This is a genomic window from Tessaracoccus pujii (assembly GCF_055326215.1).
Genome location: NZ_JBUZNP010000005.1, coordinates 118,018 through 137,928 on the forward strand (window position 1 = coordinate 118,018; position 19,911 = coordinate 137,928).

14 protein-coding genes and 1 tRNA gene are annotated in these 19,911 nt (G+C 70.9%); 14 read left to right on the forward strand and 1 reads right to left on the reverse strand.

Features of this window, described 5'->3' with window-relative positions:
• Positions 1 to 8 precede the first annotated feature (8 nt).
• The 7 genes from ACZK5N_RS08890 (at position 9) to ACZK5N_RS08920 (ending at position 9,436) form a co-directional block, all read left to right on the forward strand.
• Entirely contained in the window at positions 9 to 1,145 is a 1,137-nt protein-coding gene (locus ACZK5N_RS08890; RefSeq protein WP_459018929.1) for an N-acetylglucosamine-6-phosphate deacetylase, read from the forward strand.
• A gap of 48 nt (positions 1,146 to 1,193) precedes the next feature.
• A complete protein-coding gene (locus ACZK5N_RS08895; protein ID WP_459018930.1) occupies positions 1,194 to 1,883 on the forward strand; it encodes an iron-dependent transcriptional repressor DtxR in 690 nt (229 codons plus the stop codon).
• Entirely contained in the window at positions 1,876 to 2,631 is a 756-nt protein-coding gene (locus tag ACZK5N_RS08900; protein ID WP_459018931.1) for a class I SAM-dependent methyltransferase, read from the forward strand. Before ACZK5N_RS08895 ends, ACZK5N_RS08900 begins: the two co-directional genes overlap by 8 nt.
• Positions 2,632 to 2,736: 105 nt before the next feature.
• Entirely contained in the window at positions 2,737 to 3,096 is a 360-nt protein-coding gene (gene trxA, locus ACZK5N_RS08905) for a thioredoxin (protein WP_459018932.1), read from the forward strand.
• 120 nt (positions 3,097 to 3,216) lie between these two features.
• Positions 3,217 to 4,854 (forward strand): NAD(P)-binding protein, encoded by a 1,638-nt coding sequence (locus ACZK5N_RS08910; RefSeq protein WP_459018933.1) that lies wholly within the window; start codon positions 3,217 to 3,219, stop codon positions 4,852 to 4,854.
• On the forward strand, positions 4,851 to 8,423 hold the full coding sequence (gene nifJ, locus ACZK5N_RS08915; protein WP_459018934.1) for a pyruvate:ferredoxin (flavodoxin) oxidoreductase: 3,573 nt from the start codon (positions 4,851 to 4,853) through the stop codon (positions 8,421 to 8,423). The genes ACZK5N_RS08910 and nifJ overlap by 4 nt, the downstream gene beginning before the upstream one ends.
• On the forward strand, positions 8,423 to 9,436 hold the full coding sequence (locus tag ACZK5N_RS08920) for a dihydroorotate dehydrogenase-like protein (protein ID WP_459018935.1): 1,014 nt from the start codon (positions 8,423 to 8,425) through the stop codon (positions 9,434 to 9,436). The genes nifJ and ACZK5N_RS08920 overlap by 1 nt, the downstream gene beginning before the upstream one ends.
• Positions 9,437 to 9,539: 103 nt before the next feature.
• Here ACZK5N_RS08920 and ACZK5N_RS08925 read toward each other — a convergent pair.
• Positions 9,540 to 9,615, reverse strand: a tRNA-Arg gene (locus tag ACZK5N_RS08925).
• 364 nt (positions 9,616 to 9,979) lie between these two features.
• On the opposite strand from ACZK5N_RS08925, the gene ACZK5N_RS08930 reads away from it, so the two are divergent.
• The 7 genes from ACZK5N_RS08930 (at position 9,980) to ACZK5N_RS08960 (ending at position 19,870) form a co-directional block, all read left to right on the forward strand.
• Positions 9,980 to 11,353 carry an MFS transporter gene (locus tag ACZK5N_RS08930; RefSeq protein ID WP_459018936.1) on the forward strand — a complete coding sequence of 458 codons (1,374 nt, stop codon included), beginning with the start codon at positions 9,980 to 9,982 and terminating at the stop codon, positions 11,351 to 11,353.
• Positions 11,354 to 11,355: 2 nt separating this feature from the next.
• Positions 11,356 to 13,458, forward strand: a complete 2,103-nt coding sequence (locus tag ACZK5N_RS08935; protein WP_459018937.1) for a molybdopterin oxidoreductase family protein — start codon at positions 11,356 to 11,358, stop codon at positions 13,456 to 13,458.
• On the forward strand, positions 13,455 to 14,939 hold the full coding sequence (locus ACZK5N_RS08940) for an FAD-dependent oxidoreductase (RefSeq protein ID WP_459018938.1): 1,485 nt from the start codon (positions 13,455 to 13,457) through the stop codon (positions 14,937 to 14,939). The genes ACZK5N_RS08935 and ACZK5N_RS08940 overlap by 4 nt, the downstream gene beginning before the upstream one ends.
• 106 nt (positions 14,940 to 15,045) lie before the next feature.
• A complete protein-coding gene (nirB, locus tag ACZK5N_RS08945) occupies positions 15,046 to 17,646 on the forward strand; it encodes a nitrite reductase large subunit NirB (protein ID WP_459018939.1) in 2,601 nt (866 codons plus the stop codon).
• A complete protein-coding gene (gene nirD, locus ACZK5N_RS08950) occupies positions 17,643 to 18,038 on the forward strand; it encodes a nitrite reductase small subunit NirD (RefSeq protein WP_459018940.1) in 396 nt (131 codons plus the stop codon). Before nirB ends, nirD begins: the two co-directional genes overlap by 4 nt.
• Positions 18,039 to 19,184 (forward strand): uroporphyrinogen-III synthase, encoded by a 1,146-nt coding sequence (locus tag ACZK5N_RS08955; RefSeq protein ID WP_459018941.1) that lies wholly within the window; start codon positions 18,039 to 18,041, stop codon positions 19,182 to 19,184.
• Positions 19,181 to 19,870: a sirohydrochlorin chelatase gene (locus tag ACZK5N_RS08960; protein WP_459018942.1), complete on the forward strand. Its 690-nt coding sequence runs from the start codon at positions 19,181 to 19,183 to the stop codon at positions 19,868 to 19,870. The genes ACZK5N_RS08955 and ACZK5N_RS08960 overlap by 4 nt, the downstream gene beginning before the upstream one ends.
• The last annotated feature ends 41 nt before the right edge of the window (positions 19,871 to 19,911 follow it).

Consider the following 19,911-nt stretch of genomic DNA (forward strand, 5'->3'; position numbering starts at 1 on the left):
ATTGGGCCATGCCCACGTCTCAGTTCACCGTCGCCCACGCCGTCACGCCTGAGGGTGTGGTGGAGAACGCGACGATCCGGATCGAGGACGGGCGGATCGTGGCGGTCCAGCCAGGCGGGGGAGGGGGGCGGCTCTGGGCGGTGCCGGGGTTCGTGGACACGCACTGCCACGGCGCCGTCGGAGTCAGTTTCGGTGACCCGGACCCGGGCCGCAACGTCGAGGCCATCGAGTACCACCGGCGCCACGGCACCACCACTATCTTCGCCAGCACCGTCACGGAGCCGCTCGGCAAACTGGAGGCGCAGCTCGCGGTGCTGCGGTCGCTGCACCACGACGGGCACCTTGCCGGCATCCACCTCGAAGGGCCGTTCCTGGCACCCGAACGGAAGGGCGCCCACGCCGAGGCGCTGCTGCGCGACCCCGATCCCGAGGCGGTGGAGCGGCTCATCGACGCCGGCGGCCCGGCGTTGAAGATGATCACCCTGGCCGTCGAGCGCGCGCACGCGGAGACCGCCACCCGGCGCTTCGTCGAGGCTGGGGTCGCCGTCGCGTTCGGCCACTCCGACGCCGACGACATCGCCACCGCGGAGTCCATCGAGTGGGGAGCCACCGTCGCCACCCACCTGTTCTCCGCCATGCGCCCCATCCACCACCGGGAGCCCGGCCCCGTGCCGGTGCTGCTGGCCGACGAGCGGGTCATGGTCGAGCTGATCTGCGACGGCGTGCACCACAAGCCGGTGATCGCCGCGATGTCGATCGACGCCGCGACCCCCCGTCGCGTGGCCCTGGTCACCGACGCGATGAGCGCCACGGGCTCGGGCGACGGGCGCTACGTCCTGGGTGAACTCGAGGTGGAGGTGATCGACGGGACGGCCCGCCTCGTCACCGCCGACGGGACCCCGGGCGCCATCGCCGGCTCCACGCTCACCATGGCGGCCGCGTTCGAGTTCGTGGTGCAGGAGGTGGGCGTCAGTATCCCCGATGCAGCCCTCATGGCCGCCACGACCCCGGCCGCGTGGCACCGCCTCGACGAGGTGGGCCGCCTGGAGGCCGGGCTCTGGGCCGACGTCTGCCTCGTCGACGACGACGGCCGCCTGCACGGCGTCATGCGCCGCGGCGACTGGGTGGTCCCGCCTCGGCCCTGATGGTGGCGAATGCGCGACACTAGGATGGGCGGTGAAGGAGGTATTGGGATGAGCGACCTGATCGACACCACGGAGATGTACCTCCGCACCGTCTATGAGCTGCTGGAGGAGGGGGTGCGGCCTCTCCGCGCGCGGATCGCCGAGCGCCTCCACCAGTCCGGCCCCACGGTGTCGCAGACGGTGGCCCGCATGGAGCGAGACGGACTCCTCTACGTGGACGCGGACCGCACCATCCGGCTCACCCGCACCGGTGCCACCCTCGCGCGCGACGTGATGCGCAAGCACCGCCTCGCGGAGTGCCTGCTCACCGAGGTGATCGGGCTGGACTGGGAGAAGGTGCACGACGAGGCCTGCCGCTGGGAGCACGTCATCTCGGTGGACGTGGAGAAGCGGCTCGTCGCGATCCTGGACTCGCCCACCCGTTCGCCCTACGGCAACCCCATTCCCGGCCTCCGCGAGCTCGGCGTGGACGTGGACCACGTCCCGTTCCGGGACCACGCGGACCCCCTGGCGGACCTCGTCACTGATCAGCCGCAGCGCTTCGTGCTGCAGCGGATGAGTGAGAACCTGCAGGCGGACCCGGCCATGCTGCCCGCTCTGGCACTCGCCGGCCTCAGGCCCGGGGTCACCTTCCTCGCCAGGAGAGACGTGGACGTGGTGCTGGTGACCATCGACGGCACCACCACCGAGGTGGGCCTGTTCGCGTCGGAGTTGTTGTTCGTGAGTCGCGATGAGTGAGAACCATGAGGCGTTGAGGTGGTTCGGCACGCGCGGACCCGGTGCCATCGAGGACGTCCTCAGCCGCGCCTACGGCGGCAACCACACTCCCTACGAGTGGCTGGCGCGCTCGGTTTCCGCATCGGCCGTGACCGTGCTGGACCTGGCGTGCGGCGCAGGCGCCATGATCGACAGGCTGGCCCGCCCCGGCCGCACGGTCATCGGCCTGGACCGCTCGGAGGCGGAGCTGGTGGAGGGCCGGCGCAGGGGCAGGGGGCCGCTCGTGCTCGGCCATGCCTCGTACCTGCCGTTCGCGGACGGCAGCTTCGACGCCGTCGTCTCGTCCCTCGGGATCGCCGTGGTCTCCGACCGCCCCCGCCTGCTCTCGGAGGTGGCGCGGGTGCTGCGCCCGGGCGGGGTGTTCGCGGCGCTCACGCCCTCGCTGCGTCCGGCCAACACCACGGACCTCAGGCTGGTCGGCCGCCTCGCCCACATCCTCAGGGTGACGCCGCTGCTGCCCGGCCTCACCGAGTTCCGGGCCCGCGACGCACTCCTGACAGCCGGACTCACGAAGGCGGAGGACAAGCGCGCCAAGTACTACGTCGAGGTCGCCGACCGCGACGACGCCGAGATGCTTTTCGCCGGCCTCCGAGGGGCCACGGACCGCGCCCGCACGCTCGCCGCGGTGGAGTTCCTCGCCGCGCGCGCCGCAGAGTCCGGCCCCGTGCGGGTGCCACTGCCCATGCGTCGCCTCATCGCCATCAAGTAGGCTTCGTATACCCCATGGGGTGTGCGGCGGAGGGAATATCGCGCCGCGCGCGGGGGTTGTACCGACGACGACGCACGAGATCCAAGGAAGAAAGGGGATCGCTCCATGGCGACCACCACCCTGACCGCAGAGAACTTCAACACCACCGTCAACGACAACGAGGTGGTCCTCGTCGACTTCTGGGCGGACTGGTGTGCGCCCTGCAAGCGCTTCTCGCCCATCTACGAAGACGCCTCCACCCGCCACGACGACGTCGTGTTCGGCAAGGTCGACACCGAGGACGCCCGGGACGTGGCGGCCGCATGGGACATCCAGTCCATCCCCACCATCATGGCCTTCCGCAGGGGCAACCTCGTGTTCCGGCAGGCCGGCCTGCTCAACGGCAAGCAGGTGGACTCCCTGATCGAGCAGATCAAGGCCCTGGACATCGAGGCCCTGGTCGAGGAGACCAAGACCGCAGGCTGAGCTTCCCAGCTCCGCCGACGAGGGCCCGCGTGACAACGCGGGCCCTTTGTCTGCCCCCAGTGCCCCCGCCATACCCCACCCCCCTACGATGCTGAGTAGTAGCTACGAGAAGGGGCAACGATGGCCGCCGAGCGCAGGGACATGACCGTCCAACCGGACCTGAGTCACACCGCAGGTCGAGTGGCTCCGGTCCGATCGCGGAAGCCCATCTACCTGGACATGCTCCCGCCGTGCAACGCGGGGTGCCCAGCGGGGGAGAACATCCAGGAGTGGCTGCGGCTGATCAAGGCCGGCGAGGCCGAGGCCGCCTGGCGCCAACTCGTCACCGACAATCCGTTCCCCGCCATCCACGGCCGCGTCTGCTACCACCCCTGTGAGACGGACTGCAACCGCAAGGACCTCGACGAGGCCGTCTCCATCCACTCCGTCGAGCGCTACCTGGGCGACCTTGCCATCGAGAAGGGATGGCACTTCCCGCCGCCCCGCCGTCGCTCCGGCCGGCGTGTCATGGTGGTGGGCTCCGGCCCGGCGGGCCTGTCGGCCGCGTACCACCTCAGCCGCCTCGGGCACGACGTCGAGATATTCGACGCCGGCGACAAGCCGGGCGGCATGATGCGTTACGGCATCCCCGAGTACCGCCTGCCCCGTGACGTGCTGGACGCCGAACTCGGGCGCCTCGTCGCCATGGGCGTGGTGTTCCGCCAGAACACCCCCATCAAGGACCTGCTCGCCACCCAGCGCGACGGCAACTTCGACGCCGTCTTCGTCGCCGTCGGTGCGCACATCTCCAAGCGCGTGGACATCCCCGCCACCGACGCCACCCGCGTGGTGGACGCCGTGAGCTTCCTGCGGGAGGTGGCGTCGGGGGAACGGCCCATCATCGGACGGAGGGTCGCGGTGTACGGCGGCGGCAACACCGCCATGGACGCGGCGAGAGTGGCCCGTCGGCTCGGCGCCGAGGAATCCGTCATCGTCTACCGTCGAACGCTCGCCGAGATGCCCGCGCACGCCGAGGAACTCGAAGGTGCCCAGGCGGAGGGCGTGCAGATGAACTGGCTGCGCACCATCACCTCGATGAACGAGGAGGACCTCACCGTCGAGATCATGGAACTCGACGACAACGGCAAGGCCCGGGGCACCGGACGCTTCGAGACGCTGGCCGCAGACACCGTGATCCTGGCGCTCGGCCAGCGCGCGGACACCGACTTCCTGCGGGCCATTCCTGGAATGAGCTTCAACGACGACGTGGTGGACGTGGATCCCACCAGCCTGATGACCGCCGTGCCGGGTATCTTCGCCGGCGGCGATGCGGTGCCGTCGGACCGCACCGTCACCATCGGCGTGGGCCACGGCAAGAAGGCGGCCCGCCGCATCGACGCCTGGCTCAACAAGGAGGAATGGGTGCCGCGCGACAAGAACGCGGTGGTCACCCTGCCGATGATGAACCTCTGGTACTTCGGCGATCACCAGCGCCGGGTGCAGGAGGAGACCGACGTCGAGGAGCGACTCGAGGGCTTCGGTGAGGTGATGGCCGGCCTGACCGACGCCGAGGCCGGCTACGAGGCCAACCGCTGCCTGAGCTGCGGCAACTGCTTCGAGTGCGACGGATGCTTCGGCGCATGCCCGGAGGACGCCGTGATCAAACTGGGCAAGGGCAACCGCTACCGCTTCGACTACGAGAAATGCACCGGCTGCGCCACCTGCTACGAGCAGTGCCCGGTGCACGCCATCGACATGATCCAGGAGGGCACCCGATGAGCACCAAGGCGATCATCGACGGCAACGAGGCGGCGGCGGACGTCGCCTACCGCGTCAGTGAGCTGTGTTCCATCTACCCCATCACGCCGTCGTCGACGATGGCGGAGCTGGCGGACGAGTGGGCGGCGCACGGCCGCACCAACATCTACGGGCAGGTGCCCACCGTCATCGAGATGCAGTCCGAGGGCGGTGCCGCCGGCGCCATGCACGGGGCGCTGCAGGGCGGCGCGCTGTCGACCACCTTCACCGCCTCGCAGGGGCTCCTGCTGATGATCCCCAACATGTACCGGATCGCCGGCGAACTCACCTCAACCGTGTTCCATGTGGCCGCGCGCTCCCTGGCGACGCAGGGCCTGTCCATCTTCGGTGACCACCAGGATGTCATGGCGGTGCGCCAGACCGGCGTCTGCCTGCTCAGCTCCGCCTCCGTCCAGGAGGCCCACGACATGGCCGCGGTGGCGCACTCGGCCACGCTCCGCACCCGGCTGCCGATCGTGCACTTCTTCGACGGGTTCCGCACCTCGCACGAACTCAACACCCTGACCAAGCTCACCGACGACGAGCTGCGCCAGTTCATCCCGCGCGAGTTGGTGATGGAGCACCGCGCCCGTGCCTTGAGCCCCGCCAACCCGTTCATCCGTGGCACCGCCCAGAACCCGGACACCTATTTCCAGTCCAGGGAGACCGCCAACCTGTACTACGAGTGGGCGCCGAAGGTGATCGCCAACGAGATGGACAAGTTCGCCGAACTGACCGGCCGACGCTACGGGCTCGTCGAGTACCACGGTGCGCCGGACGCGGACCGTGTCGTCGTCGTCATGGGTTCGGGCATCGAGGCCGTCACGCCGGTGGTCGATCGCCTCAACGCCCAGGGCGAGCGAGTGGGCGTGATCCAGATCCGTCTCTACCGCCCGTTCCCCACCGACGCGTTCCTGGCGGCACTGCCGGCCACGGTGACTCGCCTCGCGGTCCTCGATCGCACGAAGGAGTCCGGCGCCACCGGTGAGCCGATGTTCCTCGACGTCACCTCCGTGCTGGCGGAGGCAGTGGCCGGCGGGCTGCGTGACGCGCTGCCCGTCACCATCGGAGGCCGGTACGGGCTGTCGTCGAAGGAGTTCACGCCCGCGATGGTCGTGGCCATCTACGACGAGCTGGCTCGGGAGACGCCCAAGCCGCGGTTCACCGTCGGCATCCACGACGACGTCACCCATCTCTCGTTGGACTACGACCCGACGCTGGACCTGGAGAATCCAGAGACGCTGCGCGCCGTCTTCTACGGCCTCGGCTCGGACGGCACCGTCGGCGCCAACAAGAACACCATCAAGATCCTGGGCTCCTCAGAGGACACCTTTGCTCAGGGCTATTTCGTCTACGACTCGAAGAAGTCGGGGTCACGGACGGTCTCGCACCTGCGCTTCGGGCCGCACCCCATCCACGCGCCGTATCTGATCAACCAGGCCGGCTTCATCGGCTGCCACCACTGGTCCATCCTGGAGCGGGTCGATGTGCTGGAGTTCGCCCGGCCCGGCACCGTGCTGCTGCTCAACGCCCCCTACGGACCCGATGGGACCTGGCGTCAGCTGCCCCTTCCGGTTCAGCGCAGGATCATCGAACTGGGGATCAAGGTCTACGTCATCGACGCAGGGAAGGTCGCGCGCGCGGCCGGACTGGGCAGCCGCACCAACACCATCCTGCAGACCTGTTTCTTCGCCATCTCGGGCGTCCTGCCACGGGACAAGGCCATCGAGAAGATCAAGGACGCGATCACCAAGACCTACGCCCGCAAGTCCGCGGAGGTGGTGCGCAAGAATCACGAGGCCGTGGATGCTGCGCTGGCCGAGCTGCACGAGGTGGTCGTGCCGGACTTCGCCTCCTCGGATCACGGGTTCATCCCACCCGTGCCGGCCAACGCTCCCAAGTTCGTGCGCACGGTGACCGCGACCATGCTGACGGGTCGCGGCGACGACCTGCCGGTCTCGGCACTGCCGGTGGACGGGACCTACCCGTCGGGCACCACCAAGTTCGAGAAGCGCAACATCTCCGAGATCGTGGCCGAGTGGGACGCCGAGTCCTGCATCCAGTGCGGTAACTGCGCGTTCGTATGCCCGCACTCGGTGCTGCGCGCCAAGAGTTACTCCGCCGATTCGATCGGCGATGCCCCGGAGGGATTCCTGTCCGCGCCGCTCAACGCGGCAGGGCTGCCGCAGACCCGCTACACGCTGCAGGTCTACGTGGAGGACTGCACGGGATGCGGCCTGTGTGTGGAGGCCTGTCCGGTCAAGCCGGTGGACCAGCCGTCGCGTCGGGCGATCAACCTGGTGCCGCTCCTGGACCGCGAGAAGGAGAAGGCGGCGGTGGACTACTTCGAGACCATCCCGCAGAACGACCGCTCCCGCGTGGACTTCGGTACCATCCGCGGCACCCAGTTCCTGGAACCGCTGTTCGAGTTCTCGGGAGCCTGCTCCGGCTGCGGAGAGACGCCCTACCTCAAGCTGCTGAGCCAGCTGTTCGGCGACCGCGCAACCATCGCCAACGCCACCGGCTGCTCCTCGATCTACGGCGGCAACCTGCCCACCACACCGTGGGCCAAGAACGCCGCGGGCCGCGGTCCGGCCTGGTCCAACTCTCTGTTCGAGGACAACGCCGAGTTCGGCCTGGGCATCCGCCTGGCGGCGGACCTGCACGAGAACCTCGCCCGGACCAGGCTGGCCGAACTCCGCGGCGACATCGGTGACGACGCTCTGGTCGACGGAATCCTGGGCGCGCCTCAACGCCAGGGCTCCGAACTGACCGCGCAGCTGGACCGGGTCAACCGGCTGAAGGAGAAGCTCGTCGGGCTCAAGGGGATCGCCGCGGAAGACCTGCGCAGCGTGGCGGATCACCTGATGCGCCGCTCCGTGTGGATCGTCGGCGGCGACGGGTGGGCCTACGACATCGGCTCCGGTGGCGTGGACCACGTGCTCGCCTCCGGGCGCAACGTCAACATCCTTGTCCTGGACACCGAGGTGTACTCCAACACCGGCGGCCAGGCCTCGAAGTCCACGCCGCTGGGCGCCGTCGCGAAGTTCGCCTCCGGCGGGAAGCTGACCAACAAGAAGGATCTGGCCATGCAGGCGATGGCCTACGGGTCGGTCTACGTGGCGCGCGTGGCGATGGGGGCGGACCCGCAGCAGACGCTCAAGGCATTCAGGGAGGCCGAGGCCTACGACGGCCCCAGCCTGATCATCGCCTACAGCCACTGCATCGCGCACGGCTACGACATCCGCAAGGGCCTTGAGCAGCAGTACCGGGCCGTCAACTCGGGCCACTGGCCGCTCATGCGCTACAACCCCGTCATCCGCGACTCGGGCGGCAACCCGTTCCTGCTGGATTCGCCGCGGCCGCGGATGTCGCTGCAGAAGTACCAGTCCGCGGAGCTGCGCTACAAGGTGCTTCGCGCGGCGGATCCCGTGGAGGCGGACCGCCTCCTCGTCCTCGCGCAGGAGCAGGTGGACCGCAAGTGGGCCGAGTACGAAGAGCTGGCCAGCCGGGGCGCTCACCAGTTCGCAGCCGATCCGAGGAACCGATGATGACCGATCTCACCACCACCTACCTGGGCCTCACCCTGCGCAACCCCGTCGTCGCGTCGGCCGGACCGTTGTCGCAGACCGTCGAGGGCGTGAGGTCACTGGCCGACGGCGGAGTGGGCGCCGTCGTGCTCTACTCCCTGTTCGAGGAACAGTTGCGCCGCGAGGCAGAGGCGACGGCGGCGCTGGAGGAGATGTACGAGGACTCGCACGCCGAGGCGCTCTCCTACTTCCCGACGGTGCCCCGGGCCGGCCACGATGCCAGCCACTCGTACCTCAGGCTGGTGGAGCAGGCGGCCGCCGCCATCGACGTGCCGCTGATCGCCTCGCTCAACGGCGCGTCGCTGGGCGGGTGGACGCAGACCGCGCGCAGCCTCGAGGACGCGGGGGCCGCGGCCATCGAACTCAACATCTACTTCGTTCCAGGGGACGTGACCATGTCCGGGTTCGCGGTGGAGGAGCGTCACCTGGCCATCCTCGCGGCCGTGAAGGGCGCCGTCGGCATCCCGGTCGCGGTGAAGCTGAGTCCGTTCTTCTCGTCTGTGGGCAACATGGCGGTGCGCCTGGCTGCCTCCGGCGCCGACGGGTTGGTGCTGTTCAACCGGTTCCTGCAGCCGGACATTGATCTGGACCGGATGACGGTGGAGGCGGGCGTGAGCCTGTCGTCGCCGGTGGAGGCGCGCCTGCCGCGGACCTGGATCTCGGTCCTGCGCGGGCGGGTCGAGGCGTCGCTGGCGGCCACCACCGGCGTCGACACCTCCGACGACGTGGTCAAGTACATCCTTGCGGGGGCCGATGTGGTGATGACCACGTCGTCGCTGATCCGCCGGGGGCCGGCGTACGCGCAGGTGCTCGTCGAGGGCCTGGGGCAGTGGCTGAAGGCGAAGGGATTGTCGCTGAACAAGGCGCGGGGGCTTCTGTCGGTTCCCGCGGAGGCGTCGCCGGACGCCTACGAGCGCGAGGGATACGTGTCGGCGTTGCAGAAGGCGAAGTCGACGTACGGGTCGCTGCGCTGACCTCCCTACGATAGGCGCGTGCCGGACCTGCTGCGGTCACGTGTGGCAGGAGCTTCAGCTCAGGCGCCGACCCGACGGGACGCTGGAACGCGTCGAGTGATGGTGGCGACCCCGGGAAGATTCGAACTTCCGACACAAGGTTTAGGAAACCTCTGCTCTATCCCCTGAGCTACGGGGCCAGTCGGCCCTGAACCACGGGCCAACGGACAGGATACCGGGCCGCAGCCGATGCTGCAGACCGCACCCGTCCCCGGAGGCGCGGCCAGTGCATTTGAGCCGGGATTGGGTCTCGCGGGACGTGGAACGATCAAATCCGGCGATCCGGGCGTCGATGCTCGTCGTAGGCTCACCGACCTCCATCGAAAGCCGTGTCCGGCTCAAGTCGCCCTCGCCCTCACAGCCGGCCGACGGCGGGCGTGAGGAAGAAGTGACACCTCCGTTACCCGGCGGGTGATCGGTCGACACACCGGGAACTTAGGTTCGTACTCGAGCAGCGTCGCTCACCACAGCCCGTGACCGAGAAAGAGCCGAAGGAGCGACACCATGACCACCACTCGCATCCACCCGTCGAGCGAGCCCGACCTGGCCCTCGACGCCCTCACAAGCGGGCTTACGCGCCGTCCCGGCCGCTGGATCGACGGCTGGGATCCGGAGAACCCCCACCAGTGGGGGAGCGTGGGCCGGCCCATCGCCCGCCGAAACCTCTGGCTGTCCATCTTCGCCGAGTTCCTCGGGTTCGCGGTGTGGGCGCTCTGGAGCATCGTCGTGCCGCAGCTCAACGGGGTGGGATTCAACCTGAGCATCAACGAGATGTTCTGGCTGGTCTCGACGCCGGCGCTCGTCGGCGCGACCCTCCGCCTGCCGTACACCTTCGCGGTCCCGCGCTTCGGCGGCCGCAACTGGACGGTGGTATCGGCGATGCTGCTCCTCCTTCCGGCCGGGGCGTTGGCGTGGGCGGTCAACCATCCGGATCTGCCCTTCATCGCGCTGGTGGGAATCGCCACGCTGGCGGGCGTGGGCGGCGGCAACTTCGCCTCGTCGATGGCCAACATCTCGTTCTTCTTCCCCGCGAAGGAGAAGGGCGCCGCCTTGGGCCTCAACGCCGCCGGCGGCAACCTCGGCACCGCTGCGGTGCAGTTGGCGGTGCCGATCGTGATCACCCTGGGTGCGGGGCTCAGCCTGGACCGGGCCGGCCTGATGTTCATCCCCCTGGCACTGCTGGCCGCCGTGCTGGCGTGGCGGGGCATGGACAACCTGTCCAATGCGAAGTCCGATCCCCGCGCCTACGCGGCCGCGCTGCGCCACCCCCACACGTGGATCATCTCGTTCATCTACATCGGCACGTTCGGCTCGTTCATCGGCTACTCCGCCACCTTCCCGACGCTCCTGAGGAACCTCTTCCCGACGGTGACGCTCTCGCTGGCCTTCATGGGCGCCCTTGTCGGCTCACTCGCCCGCCCCTTCGGCGGCTACCTGTCCGACCGCATCGGCGGCGCGCTCGTCACCTGCGTCTCCTTCGCGGCCATGGCCGTGGGGGCGGTGGGGGCCATCATGGGCCTGCAGGCGCAGTCGTTCCCGGTCTTCTTCCTCTCCTTCCTGTGGCTGTTCGTGTTCACCGGCATCGGCAACGGCTCGGTGTACCGGATGATCCCGGCCGTCTTCTCCGGCACGTCGGGCAGCGATCCGGCCTCGCTCGTCGCGGCTGGTCGCGCGGCGGCCGGGTGCATCGGCATCGCCGGTGCGGTGGGCGCCTTCGGCGGGTTCCTCATCCCGCAGGGCTTCGCGCTTTCGCGGACCGTCACGGGCGGCCTCCAGCCGGCGCTCTGGGTGATGGTGGGGGTCTATCTCCTCATGCTCGGGGTCACCTGGTTCGTCTACCTGCGGCGGACCTCGCCCCTCGCGACACTGAAGGTCTGATCATGACCGCCACCCATTGCCCCTACTGCGCCCTCCAGTGCGCGATGGCCGTGGCGCCAGGGGCGACCGTCGGTGCAACGCCGGCGGTCACCCCGCTGGAGTTTCCCACCAACCGGGGCCGCCTGTGCCAGAAGGGGTGGACGTCGGCCGAGGTGCTGACGGCGCCGGACCGGCTCACCTCCCCGCTGGTGCGGCGCGACGGGGAACTCGTCGCGACCGACTGGGACACCGCGCTCGCTCTCGTCGCCGACACGCTGCTGCGGCTGCGGGCCGAGCACGGCCCGGAGTCGGTGGCTGTCTTCGGAGGCGGTGGGCTCACCAACGAGAAGGCCTACCAGCTCGGGAAGTTCGCCCGGGTGGCGCTGCGGACCCCCAACATCGACTACAACGGACGCTTCTGCATGTCGTCGGCGGCGGCGGGCGGCCGCCGGGCTTTCGGGCTCGACCGCGGTCTGCCGTTCCCGCTGACCGATCTCGACGGCGCGGGCGCGATCCTGCTCGTCGGGTCCAACCCGGCCGAGACGATGCCGCCCTTCTGCACCCACCTGTCCGGGGCGCAGGAGGCCGGCGGGCTGATCGTCGTGGACCCTCGCCGCACGCCGACGGCGGCCCTCACCGGCGACGGCCGCGGCCTCCACCTCAGCCCGCTGCCCGGCACGGACCTGGTTCTGCTCCTCGGCCTCACCCAGATCCTGTGGACCGAGGGCCTCGTCGACCAGGCCTACCTCGCCGAGCGCACCAACGGCGTCGACGACCTGCGCGCCAGCCTCGCTGCGTGGTGGCCGGAACGGGTGGAGCGCGTGACCGGCGTGCCCGTCACCGAACTGCGGCGCGCGGCGCGCCTCCTCGCCGCAGCCAGCCCCGCGCGCGGGGGACGGGGCGCCTACGTGCTCACGGGCCGCGGGGCCGAGCAGCACGCCCACGGCACCGACACCGTCACCGCCGCCGTGAACCTCGCCCTCTGCCTGGGGCTCCCCGGGAGGGTGGGGTCCGGATACGGCTGCCTCACCGGCCAGGGCAACGGCCAGGGCGGCCGCGAGCACGGGCTCAAGGCAGACCAGCTGCCCGGGTACCGCTCGATCACCGACCCAGACGCCCGCGCGCACGTCGCCGCCGTCTGGGGAGTGGACCCGGACTCACTACCGGGGCCCGGGAAGCCGGCCGTCGCGCTGTTCGAGTCGCTCGCCACCCCCGGCGGACCGCGGGCGATGCTCATCCACGGGTCCAACCCGGTGGTCAGCCTGCCCGACGTCCTGCGCCTCACCGAGCGGATCCAGGCACTCGACCTCCTCGTGGTGGCCGACTTCTTCCTGTCCGAGACCGCGGCCATGGCCGACGTGGTCCTCCCCGTCACCCAATGGGCGGAGGAGACCGGAACCATGACCAACCTCGAGGGTCGCCTGTTGTTGCGCGCCCGCGCCGCCCTGCCCCCCGTCGGCGTGCGGACCGAACTGGAGGTGTGGAGCGACCTGGCTGAGCGTCTGGGAAGCCCCATCCCGTTCAGCGCCGATCCCGCGGTCGTGTTCGACGAACTGGCCCGGGCCAGCGCGGGCGGCGTGGCCGACTACGCCGGCTTCAGCCACCAGCGGCTTCGCGACGGCGACGCGCTCTACTGGCCCTGCCCTGCCCCCGAACATCCCGGCACCCCCCGGGTTTTCCTCGACCGCTTCGAGACTCCTGACGGGCGCGCGGTCCTCCACCCCGTGGACGAGACGCCTCCCGACGACACGCTCACCCCCGAGCTGCCGCTCTACCTCGTCACCGGCCGGGTCCTCCAGCACTACCAGTCCGGCGCGCAGACGCGCCGCGTCCCCGCGCTCAACAACGTCGAGCCGGAGGCCTACGTCGAGATGCACCCGCTCCTGGCCCAGCGGCTCGGTGTCGCGGCGGGGGACAAGGTGGCCGTCCACTCCCGCCGGGGTAGCTGCGAGGCGGTGGCCCGGCTCACCGAGGGCATCCGGCACGACACGGTCTTCATGCCCTTCCACTACCCGGACGCCGGCGCGGTCAACCGGGTCACCAACGCCGCCACAGACCCCATCTCGGGCATGCCCGAGCTGAAGGTCGCGGCCGTGCGGCTGACACGGATCGGAGCGGCGGCATGAGTCACCGGATCGTGGTCGTGGGTCACGGCATGGTGGGGCACCGCTTCCTCGCCGACCTGGCCTCCCACCGCCTCAACGACGTCGAGGTCACCGTCCTGGGCGAGGAGGGGCACGCCGCCTACAACCGGATCCTCCTGCCCGACGTGATCATGGGCCGGGCCGACCTGCCCGGGCTCACGCTGCCCGAGAGCCGTGGTGTGCGGATGCTGCGCGGCCGCAAGGCCACCGGGATCGACCGCCGCAACCGCACGGTCGTCGACTCCACGGGGGAGGAGCACCCCTTCGACACGCTCGTGCTGGCCACCGGCGCGGAGCCGGTGTTCCCGACCGTCGACGGCGTGGTCCGCGCCGACGGCACCCCCATGCCGGGAGTGGCCGCGCTGCGCACCTGGGACGACGCGGACCGGGTCCGCTCGGCCGCGGCCGCCGGCGCCAGGGTCGTGGTCATGGGGGGAGGCGTCCTCGGCATCGAGGCCGCCGTCGCGCTCGCCGAGGCCGGCAGCGACGCCACCATCGTGCACCGCGGCTCGGCGCCGCTGGACCGCCAGTTCGATCCCGCGAGCGGCGCCGTCGTCCGCGCAGGGCTGACGGACCGCGGGATCACCATCCTCGTCGACGTGCGCGTCGCCGGGGTGGAGCGTCGCCGTGACGGCGCCCTCACCTCCGTCAGGCTGACCAGCGGCAGGCACATCCCCGCCGACCTCCTGCTCGTCGCGATCGGGGTCAGGCCCCGGACCCGCCTGGCGGAGGCCGCCGACCTGTGGGTGCGAAACGGCATCCTCGTGAGCGACACGTGCCGCACCGACGACCCGGCCATCTACGCCATCGGCGACTGCGCCCGCCCCCCCCGCGGCTGCCCCGGGCTGGTGGGCCCGGGCTGGGAGCAGGCGCGCGTCCTCGCGCACCACCTGGCCGAGAAGATCAGCGGCCGGTCCGGACCCCGGCCCGTGCTCGGCGCCGACTCCGGCGTGTTCCGGGTCAAGGCCGAGGGCCTCGAGGCGGTCACCATGGGGGAGTTCCCGGCCGACGAGTTCGCGCCCGGCGCGCCGCGGGTGCTGTCCCTCACCGATCCGGTGGGCCGCCGCCGGGTGCGGGTGGCCGTCGCGGACGGACTCCTGGTGGGCGCCACCTGCGTCGGCGATCCCCAGGTCGCGGCCGACCTGACGGTGGCGTTCGACTCCCGCACACCCGTCCCCGACGACCCGGCCGCCCTGCTGGCCCGCCCGCTCGCCGGCGCGGCGCCGTCGATGTCTGTGGCCGACCTGCCGGACGCCGCGATCGTGTGCCGCTGCAACGCCGTGACCAAGGCGGCCATCACCGATGCAGTTAAAGCCGGCGCCGACACCCCCGAGGCCGTGGCGACGGCGACCCGCGCCTCCACCGGCTGCGGAAGCTGCACGGCCGACGTCTGCAGCCTGGTCGCCGCCCTCGGCGCCGCCGGCACTCCGCGAACCTCACTCGAGCGGGTCACCGTCGCGTGAGTGGCTTGTTTCACACCCGAAACGTGAATGATCCCGCCCCGGAAACTGCGCCGCCTAGCGTCGTAGATACCAAGGAGCCCAACCGACTAGACCCCTGGAGGCCGATATGAGCAAGCTGTGTGTGGTGGTCGGAGGTGGCATGGTCGCCCACCGATTCGTCGAGGCCCTGCGTTCGCGCGACGAGGCCGGCGAGTGGCGCGTGACCGTCCTGGCCGAGGAGCCCCGTCCCCCCTACGACCGGGTGGCGCTGACCAGCTACTTCGAGAACCGCGACCCCGAGCTGCTCAACCTCGGCGAGGCGCACCTCTGGCAGGACCCGAACGTCAAGCTGCGGCGCGGCGCCAAGGTGGTCTCCGTGGACCCCGCGGCGCACACCGTCATCACCGAGAACGGCATGTCGCACGCCTACGACTCCCTGGTGCTGGCCACCGGCTCCTACGCGTTCATGCCGCCTGTTCCCGGCCGTGAGCTGCCCGGCTGCTTCGTGTACCGCACCATCGACGACGTGGCCGCCCTGCGCGGCTACGTCGAGACGCTGCAGGAACGCAACCCGAAGCGTCGCGTCCGCGGCGCCGTCATCGGCGGCGGCCTGCTGGGCCTCGAGGCCGCTGGCGCGCTGCGGAAGCTCGGCGCCGACACCACCGTGGTCGAGTTCGCCCCCAGGCTGATGCCCCTGCAGGTGGACGAGGGCGGCGGCGAGTCGCTCAAACGCCTCATCGAGGCCATGGACGTCGACGTCCGCGTCGGCACCGCCACCTCGGCCATCAAGGGCCGGATCGCCGTCGAGAAGATGGTCTTCAACGACGGCACCTCCATCGCCGTGGACGTGGTGATCTTCGCCACCGGCGTCCGCCCCCGCGACGAACTCGCCCGCGACGCCGGCCTCGAGGTGGGGGAGCGCGGTGGCATCGTCGTCGACGACACCTGCCGCACCGCCGACCCTGACATCTTCGCCATCGGCGAGGTGGCCTGCATCCAGGGCCGCGTCTGGGGCCTCGTCGGCCCCGGCTACACCATGGCGGAGGTGGCGGTCGACCAGATGCTCGGCCGCTCCGGCACCTTCACCGGCGGCGACCTCTCCACCAAGCTGAAGCTCCTCGGCGTCGACGTGGCCAGCTTCGGCGACGCCTTCGGCGCCACCGAGGGCGCCCTGTCGGTGGTCTACACCGACCCGATCGCCGGCGTGTACAAGAAGCTGGTCCTGTCCGACGACGCCCGCACCCTGCTCGGCGGCATCCTGGTGGGCGACGCCTCGGCCTACGCCGGCCTCAGGCCCCTGCTGGGCCGGCCGCTCGGGGTGGACCCCGCCGCCTACCTCGTGCCCGCCGGCGCGGAGGGCGCCCCGGTCCAGGGCGAGCTGCCCGACGACGCCCCCGTCTGCTCCTGCAACAACGTGACCGCCGGTGCCATCCGCTGCTCCGTCACTGAGGGCGGCTGCACCGACCTCGCCGGCGTCAAGGCCTGCACCAAGGCCGGCACCAGCTGCGGCTCCTGCCTGCCGCTGGTCCGCAAGCTGATGGTCGCGGAGCTCGAGAAATCCGGCACGGTCGTCAGCAACGCCCTGTGCGAGCACTTCGAGCTCTCCCGGGCCCAGCTGTTCGACGTGGTCCGGATCACCGGGCTCACCACCTTCTCCGAGATCATCGGCCGGCACGGCCGCGGCCGCGGGTGCGACATCTGCAAGCCCGTCGTCGCCTCGATCCTCGCCAGCCTCGGCAACGGACACATCCTCGCCGGCGAACAGGCCGCCATCCAGGACACCAACGACCACGTGCTGGCCAACATCCAGAAGGACGGCACCTACTCCGTCGTGCCCCGCGTGCCCGGCGGCGAGATCACCCCGGACGGGCTCATCGTGATCGGCCAGATCGCCCGCGACTTCGGGCTCTACACCAAGATCACCGGCGGCCAGCGCATCGACATGTTCGGCGCACGGATCGATCAGCTGCCCGACATCTGGCGGCGCCTCGTCGACGCCGGGTTCGAGTCAGGCCACGCCTACGGCAAGTCGCTGCGCACCGTGAAGTCCTGCGTCGGGTCCACCTGGTGCCGCTACGGCGTCCAGGACTCCGTCGGCCTGGCGATCGACCTGGAGCTGCGCTACCGCGGCCTCCGCTCGCCGCACAAGCTCAAGCTCGGCGTCTCCGGCTGTGCCCGCGAATGCGCCGAGGCCCGCGGCAAGGACGTCGGCATCATCGCCACGGACAAGGGCTGGAACGTCTACGTGGGCGGCAACGGCGGCTTCACCCCCCGTCACGCCGTCCTCCTGGCCGAGGACCTCACCACCGAGGAGCTCGTGCGCACCATCGACCGCTTCCTCATGTACTACGTGCGCACCGCCGACCGCCTTCAGCGCACGGCGGTCTGGCTGGAGTCGATCGAGGGCGGCCTGGATCACGTCCGGAAGGTGATCATGGAGGACTCCCTCGGCATCGCCGCGGACCTCGACGTCGCCATGGCCGGCCACGTCGACGGCTACCGCGACGAGTGGCGCGACGTGCTGGAGGACCCGGTCAAGCTGGCCCGGTTCGCGGGCTTCGTCAACGCGGCCGACGCCGTCGACGACAACCTTCAGTACGTGGGGGAGCGTGGACAGGTCCGTCCCGCCACGGACGCGGACCGCACCTCCGGCGTCGAGCTGGTCGATTCCGAGCGGCGGCCGGTCCTGGTCGCCGGACCCACCATCCCCATTGGAGGAGCGCGATGATCACCACCGCCGAACCCGTCTGCCGCCTTGACGACCTGCTGCCGGAACGGCCCGTAGCCGCACTGATCGACGGCCGGCAGGTGGCCATCGTCCGGCTCCACGACGACCGCGTCGTCGCCGTCGGCATGTGGGACCCCTTCGCCCGGGCCAACGTCATGGCCCGTGGGCTCGTGGGCTCGTCCCTGGTGGACGGGGAGGACGTGCCCGTACTCTTCTCTCCCATGTACAAGCAGGCCTTCGACCTCCGCACAGGCGTGTGCCTGTCGGACCCCGCGAAGGCGCTCGGCACGTGGGCCGTGGCGGTGCTCGACGGACGGGTGTTCGTCGGGTCGCAGGTCACAGAGGAGGCGCCGCTGCGTCGGCCCGCCGAGGGCCTGGCCAGGGCGGGCTGAATGGACGCGACGGTGACCGCCGACGGTTCCACCGCGGCAGCCGGCGCGCACTCGCTCGCCGGCTGCCGCGTCGTGCTGACCGCGAAGCGGCGCGCCTCCGAACTGGCCTCGGCGCTGGAGCGCCGCGGGGTGGAGATCATCCGGGCCCCCATCCTCTCGATCGTGCCGCACGCCGACGATGAGCTGCTGATCGCACACACCAGAGCGCTGATCGCCGATCCCCCGGACGCGGTGGTGGCCACCACAGGCGTGGGGTTCCGCGGCTGGATGGAGGCCGCGGACGCCGCAGGGTCTGCCGGTGAGCTGCTGGAGGTGTTGAGGGGAGCCCGGATCATCGCGCGCGGCCCGAAGGCGCAGGGCGCGGTCCACGGCGCCGGCCTGACGGCCGACTGGGTGGCGGACTCGGAGACGGCGGCCGAGATCAAAGAGCTCTTCGAGACCGAGGGGGTCGCGGGCCTGCACGTGGCCGTGCAGCACCACGGCGCGGGCAGCGACGGCATCGACGAGCTCCTCGTCGAGCTGGGCGCCCGCGTCACGTCGCTGGTGGTGTACCGCTGGGGACCCTCCCCGGACCCCGAGGCCGTGAGCCGCGCCGTCGGACTGGTGGCGGCCGCCGAGGTCGACGCGGTGGCCTTCACGTCCGCGCACGGCGTGGTGGAGTTCCTCGCCGCCTGCGAGCGGGAGGGGTTGAGGGACGCGGCCATCAAGGCGATGGCCGGGCCCGTCCTGCCCGCGACCGTGGGGCCGGTCACCGCGGCGCCCCTCATCGAGCTGGGCCTCACCCCGCTGATCCCGGACCGGTTCCGGCTGGGCGCGCTGGTGCGGGAGCTCACCGCGGCGCTGTCCGCGCGCGGCGTGGCCGAGGTGGCCACGCCGGCGGGTGTGCTGTGGTTGCGGCGGTCCGCCGCGAGCCTGGACGGGAAGGCCCTGCCGCTCAGCCAGGTGCAGTTCGCCGTGCTGCGCGCCCTCGTCGAAGCCGGGGGTGGGGTGGTCTCGCGCGAGGACATCCTGGCCGTGCTACCGGGATGCTCCAACGACCCGCACGCAGCGGAGGTCGCGGTGGCACGCCTCCGGGATAGCATGGGGGACCGCTCGCTCGTGCGCACGGTGCCACGGCGCGGATACCGCCTGGAGGTCAGCGCATGAGACCGGCCCTCGTCGTCTGCGCGCACGGCACCGACGACCCGGACGGCCAGGCGGCCGTGCTGGCCATCGCGGCGGCGGTGGCGGAGCGGCTGCAGGATGTGACCGTGGAGGCCGCCTACGTCGACGTACAGGAGCCCAAGCTGGACGTCGTCGTCGACCGACTCGTCGCCCGCGGGGAGACCGTCGTCGTGGTCCCGGTGCTGCTCACCCTCGGCTTCCACACGGAGGTGGACGTGCGCAACGCGATCGCCTCGCATCCCGGACAGGTGGTCTCCACAGGCCCGCTCGGCCCGGACCCCCGGCTGGAGGCCGCACTCGTGGACCGGCTCCTGGAGGCCGGCGTACCGGAGGATGCCGCGGTGGTGGTGGGAGTCGCCGGGTCGTCGCGCCCGGAGGCGGCAGACGTGGGTCGCGGCGTGGCGCGCGGTGTGCAGGAGCGCTGGGCTGGGCCGGTGACGGTGGGCTTCCTGGCGAAGGCCGAGCCGACGGTGTCCGACGCGGTGACCGCCGCCCGGGGGAATCGCCCGGTGGCCCTGGCCTCGTACCTCATCGGGCACGGGTTCTTCCAGCGCAGGCTCGCCCGCGCGGGCGGAGACCTGCTCGCCGAGCCGATCGGCGCCCATCCCGGGCTCGTAGATGTGGTGGTGGACCGGTACCGGTCGGGCTGCAGGCTTCTCGACGACTGACGGCCGGGACATCCCGGACCCCGGAGATTTGATACAAACTA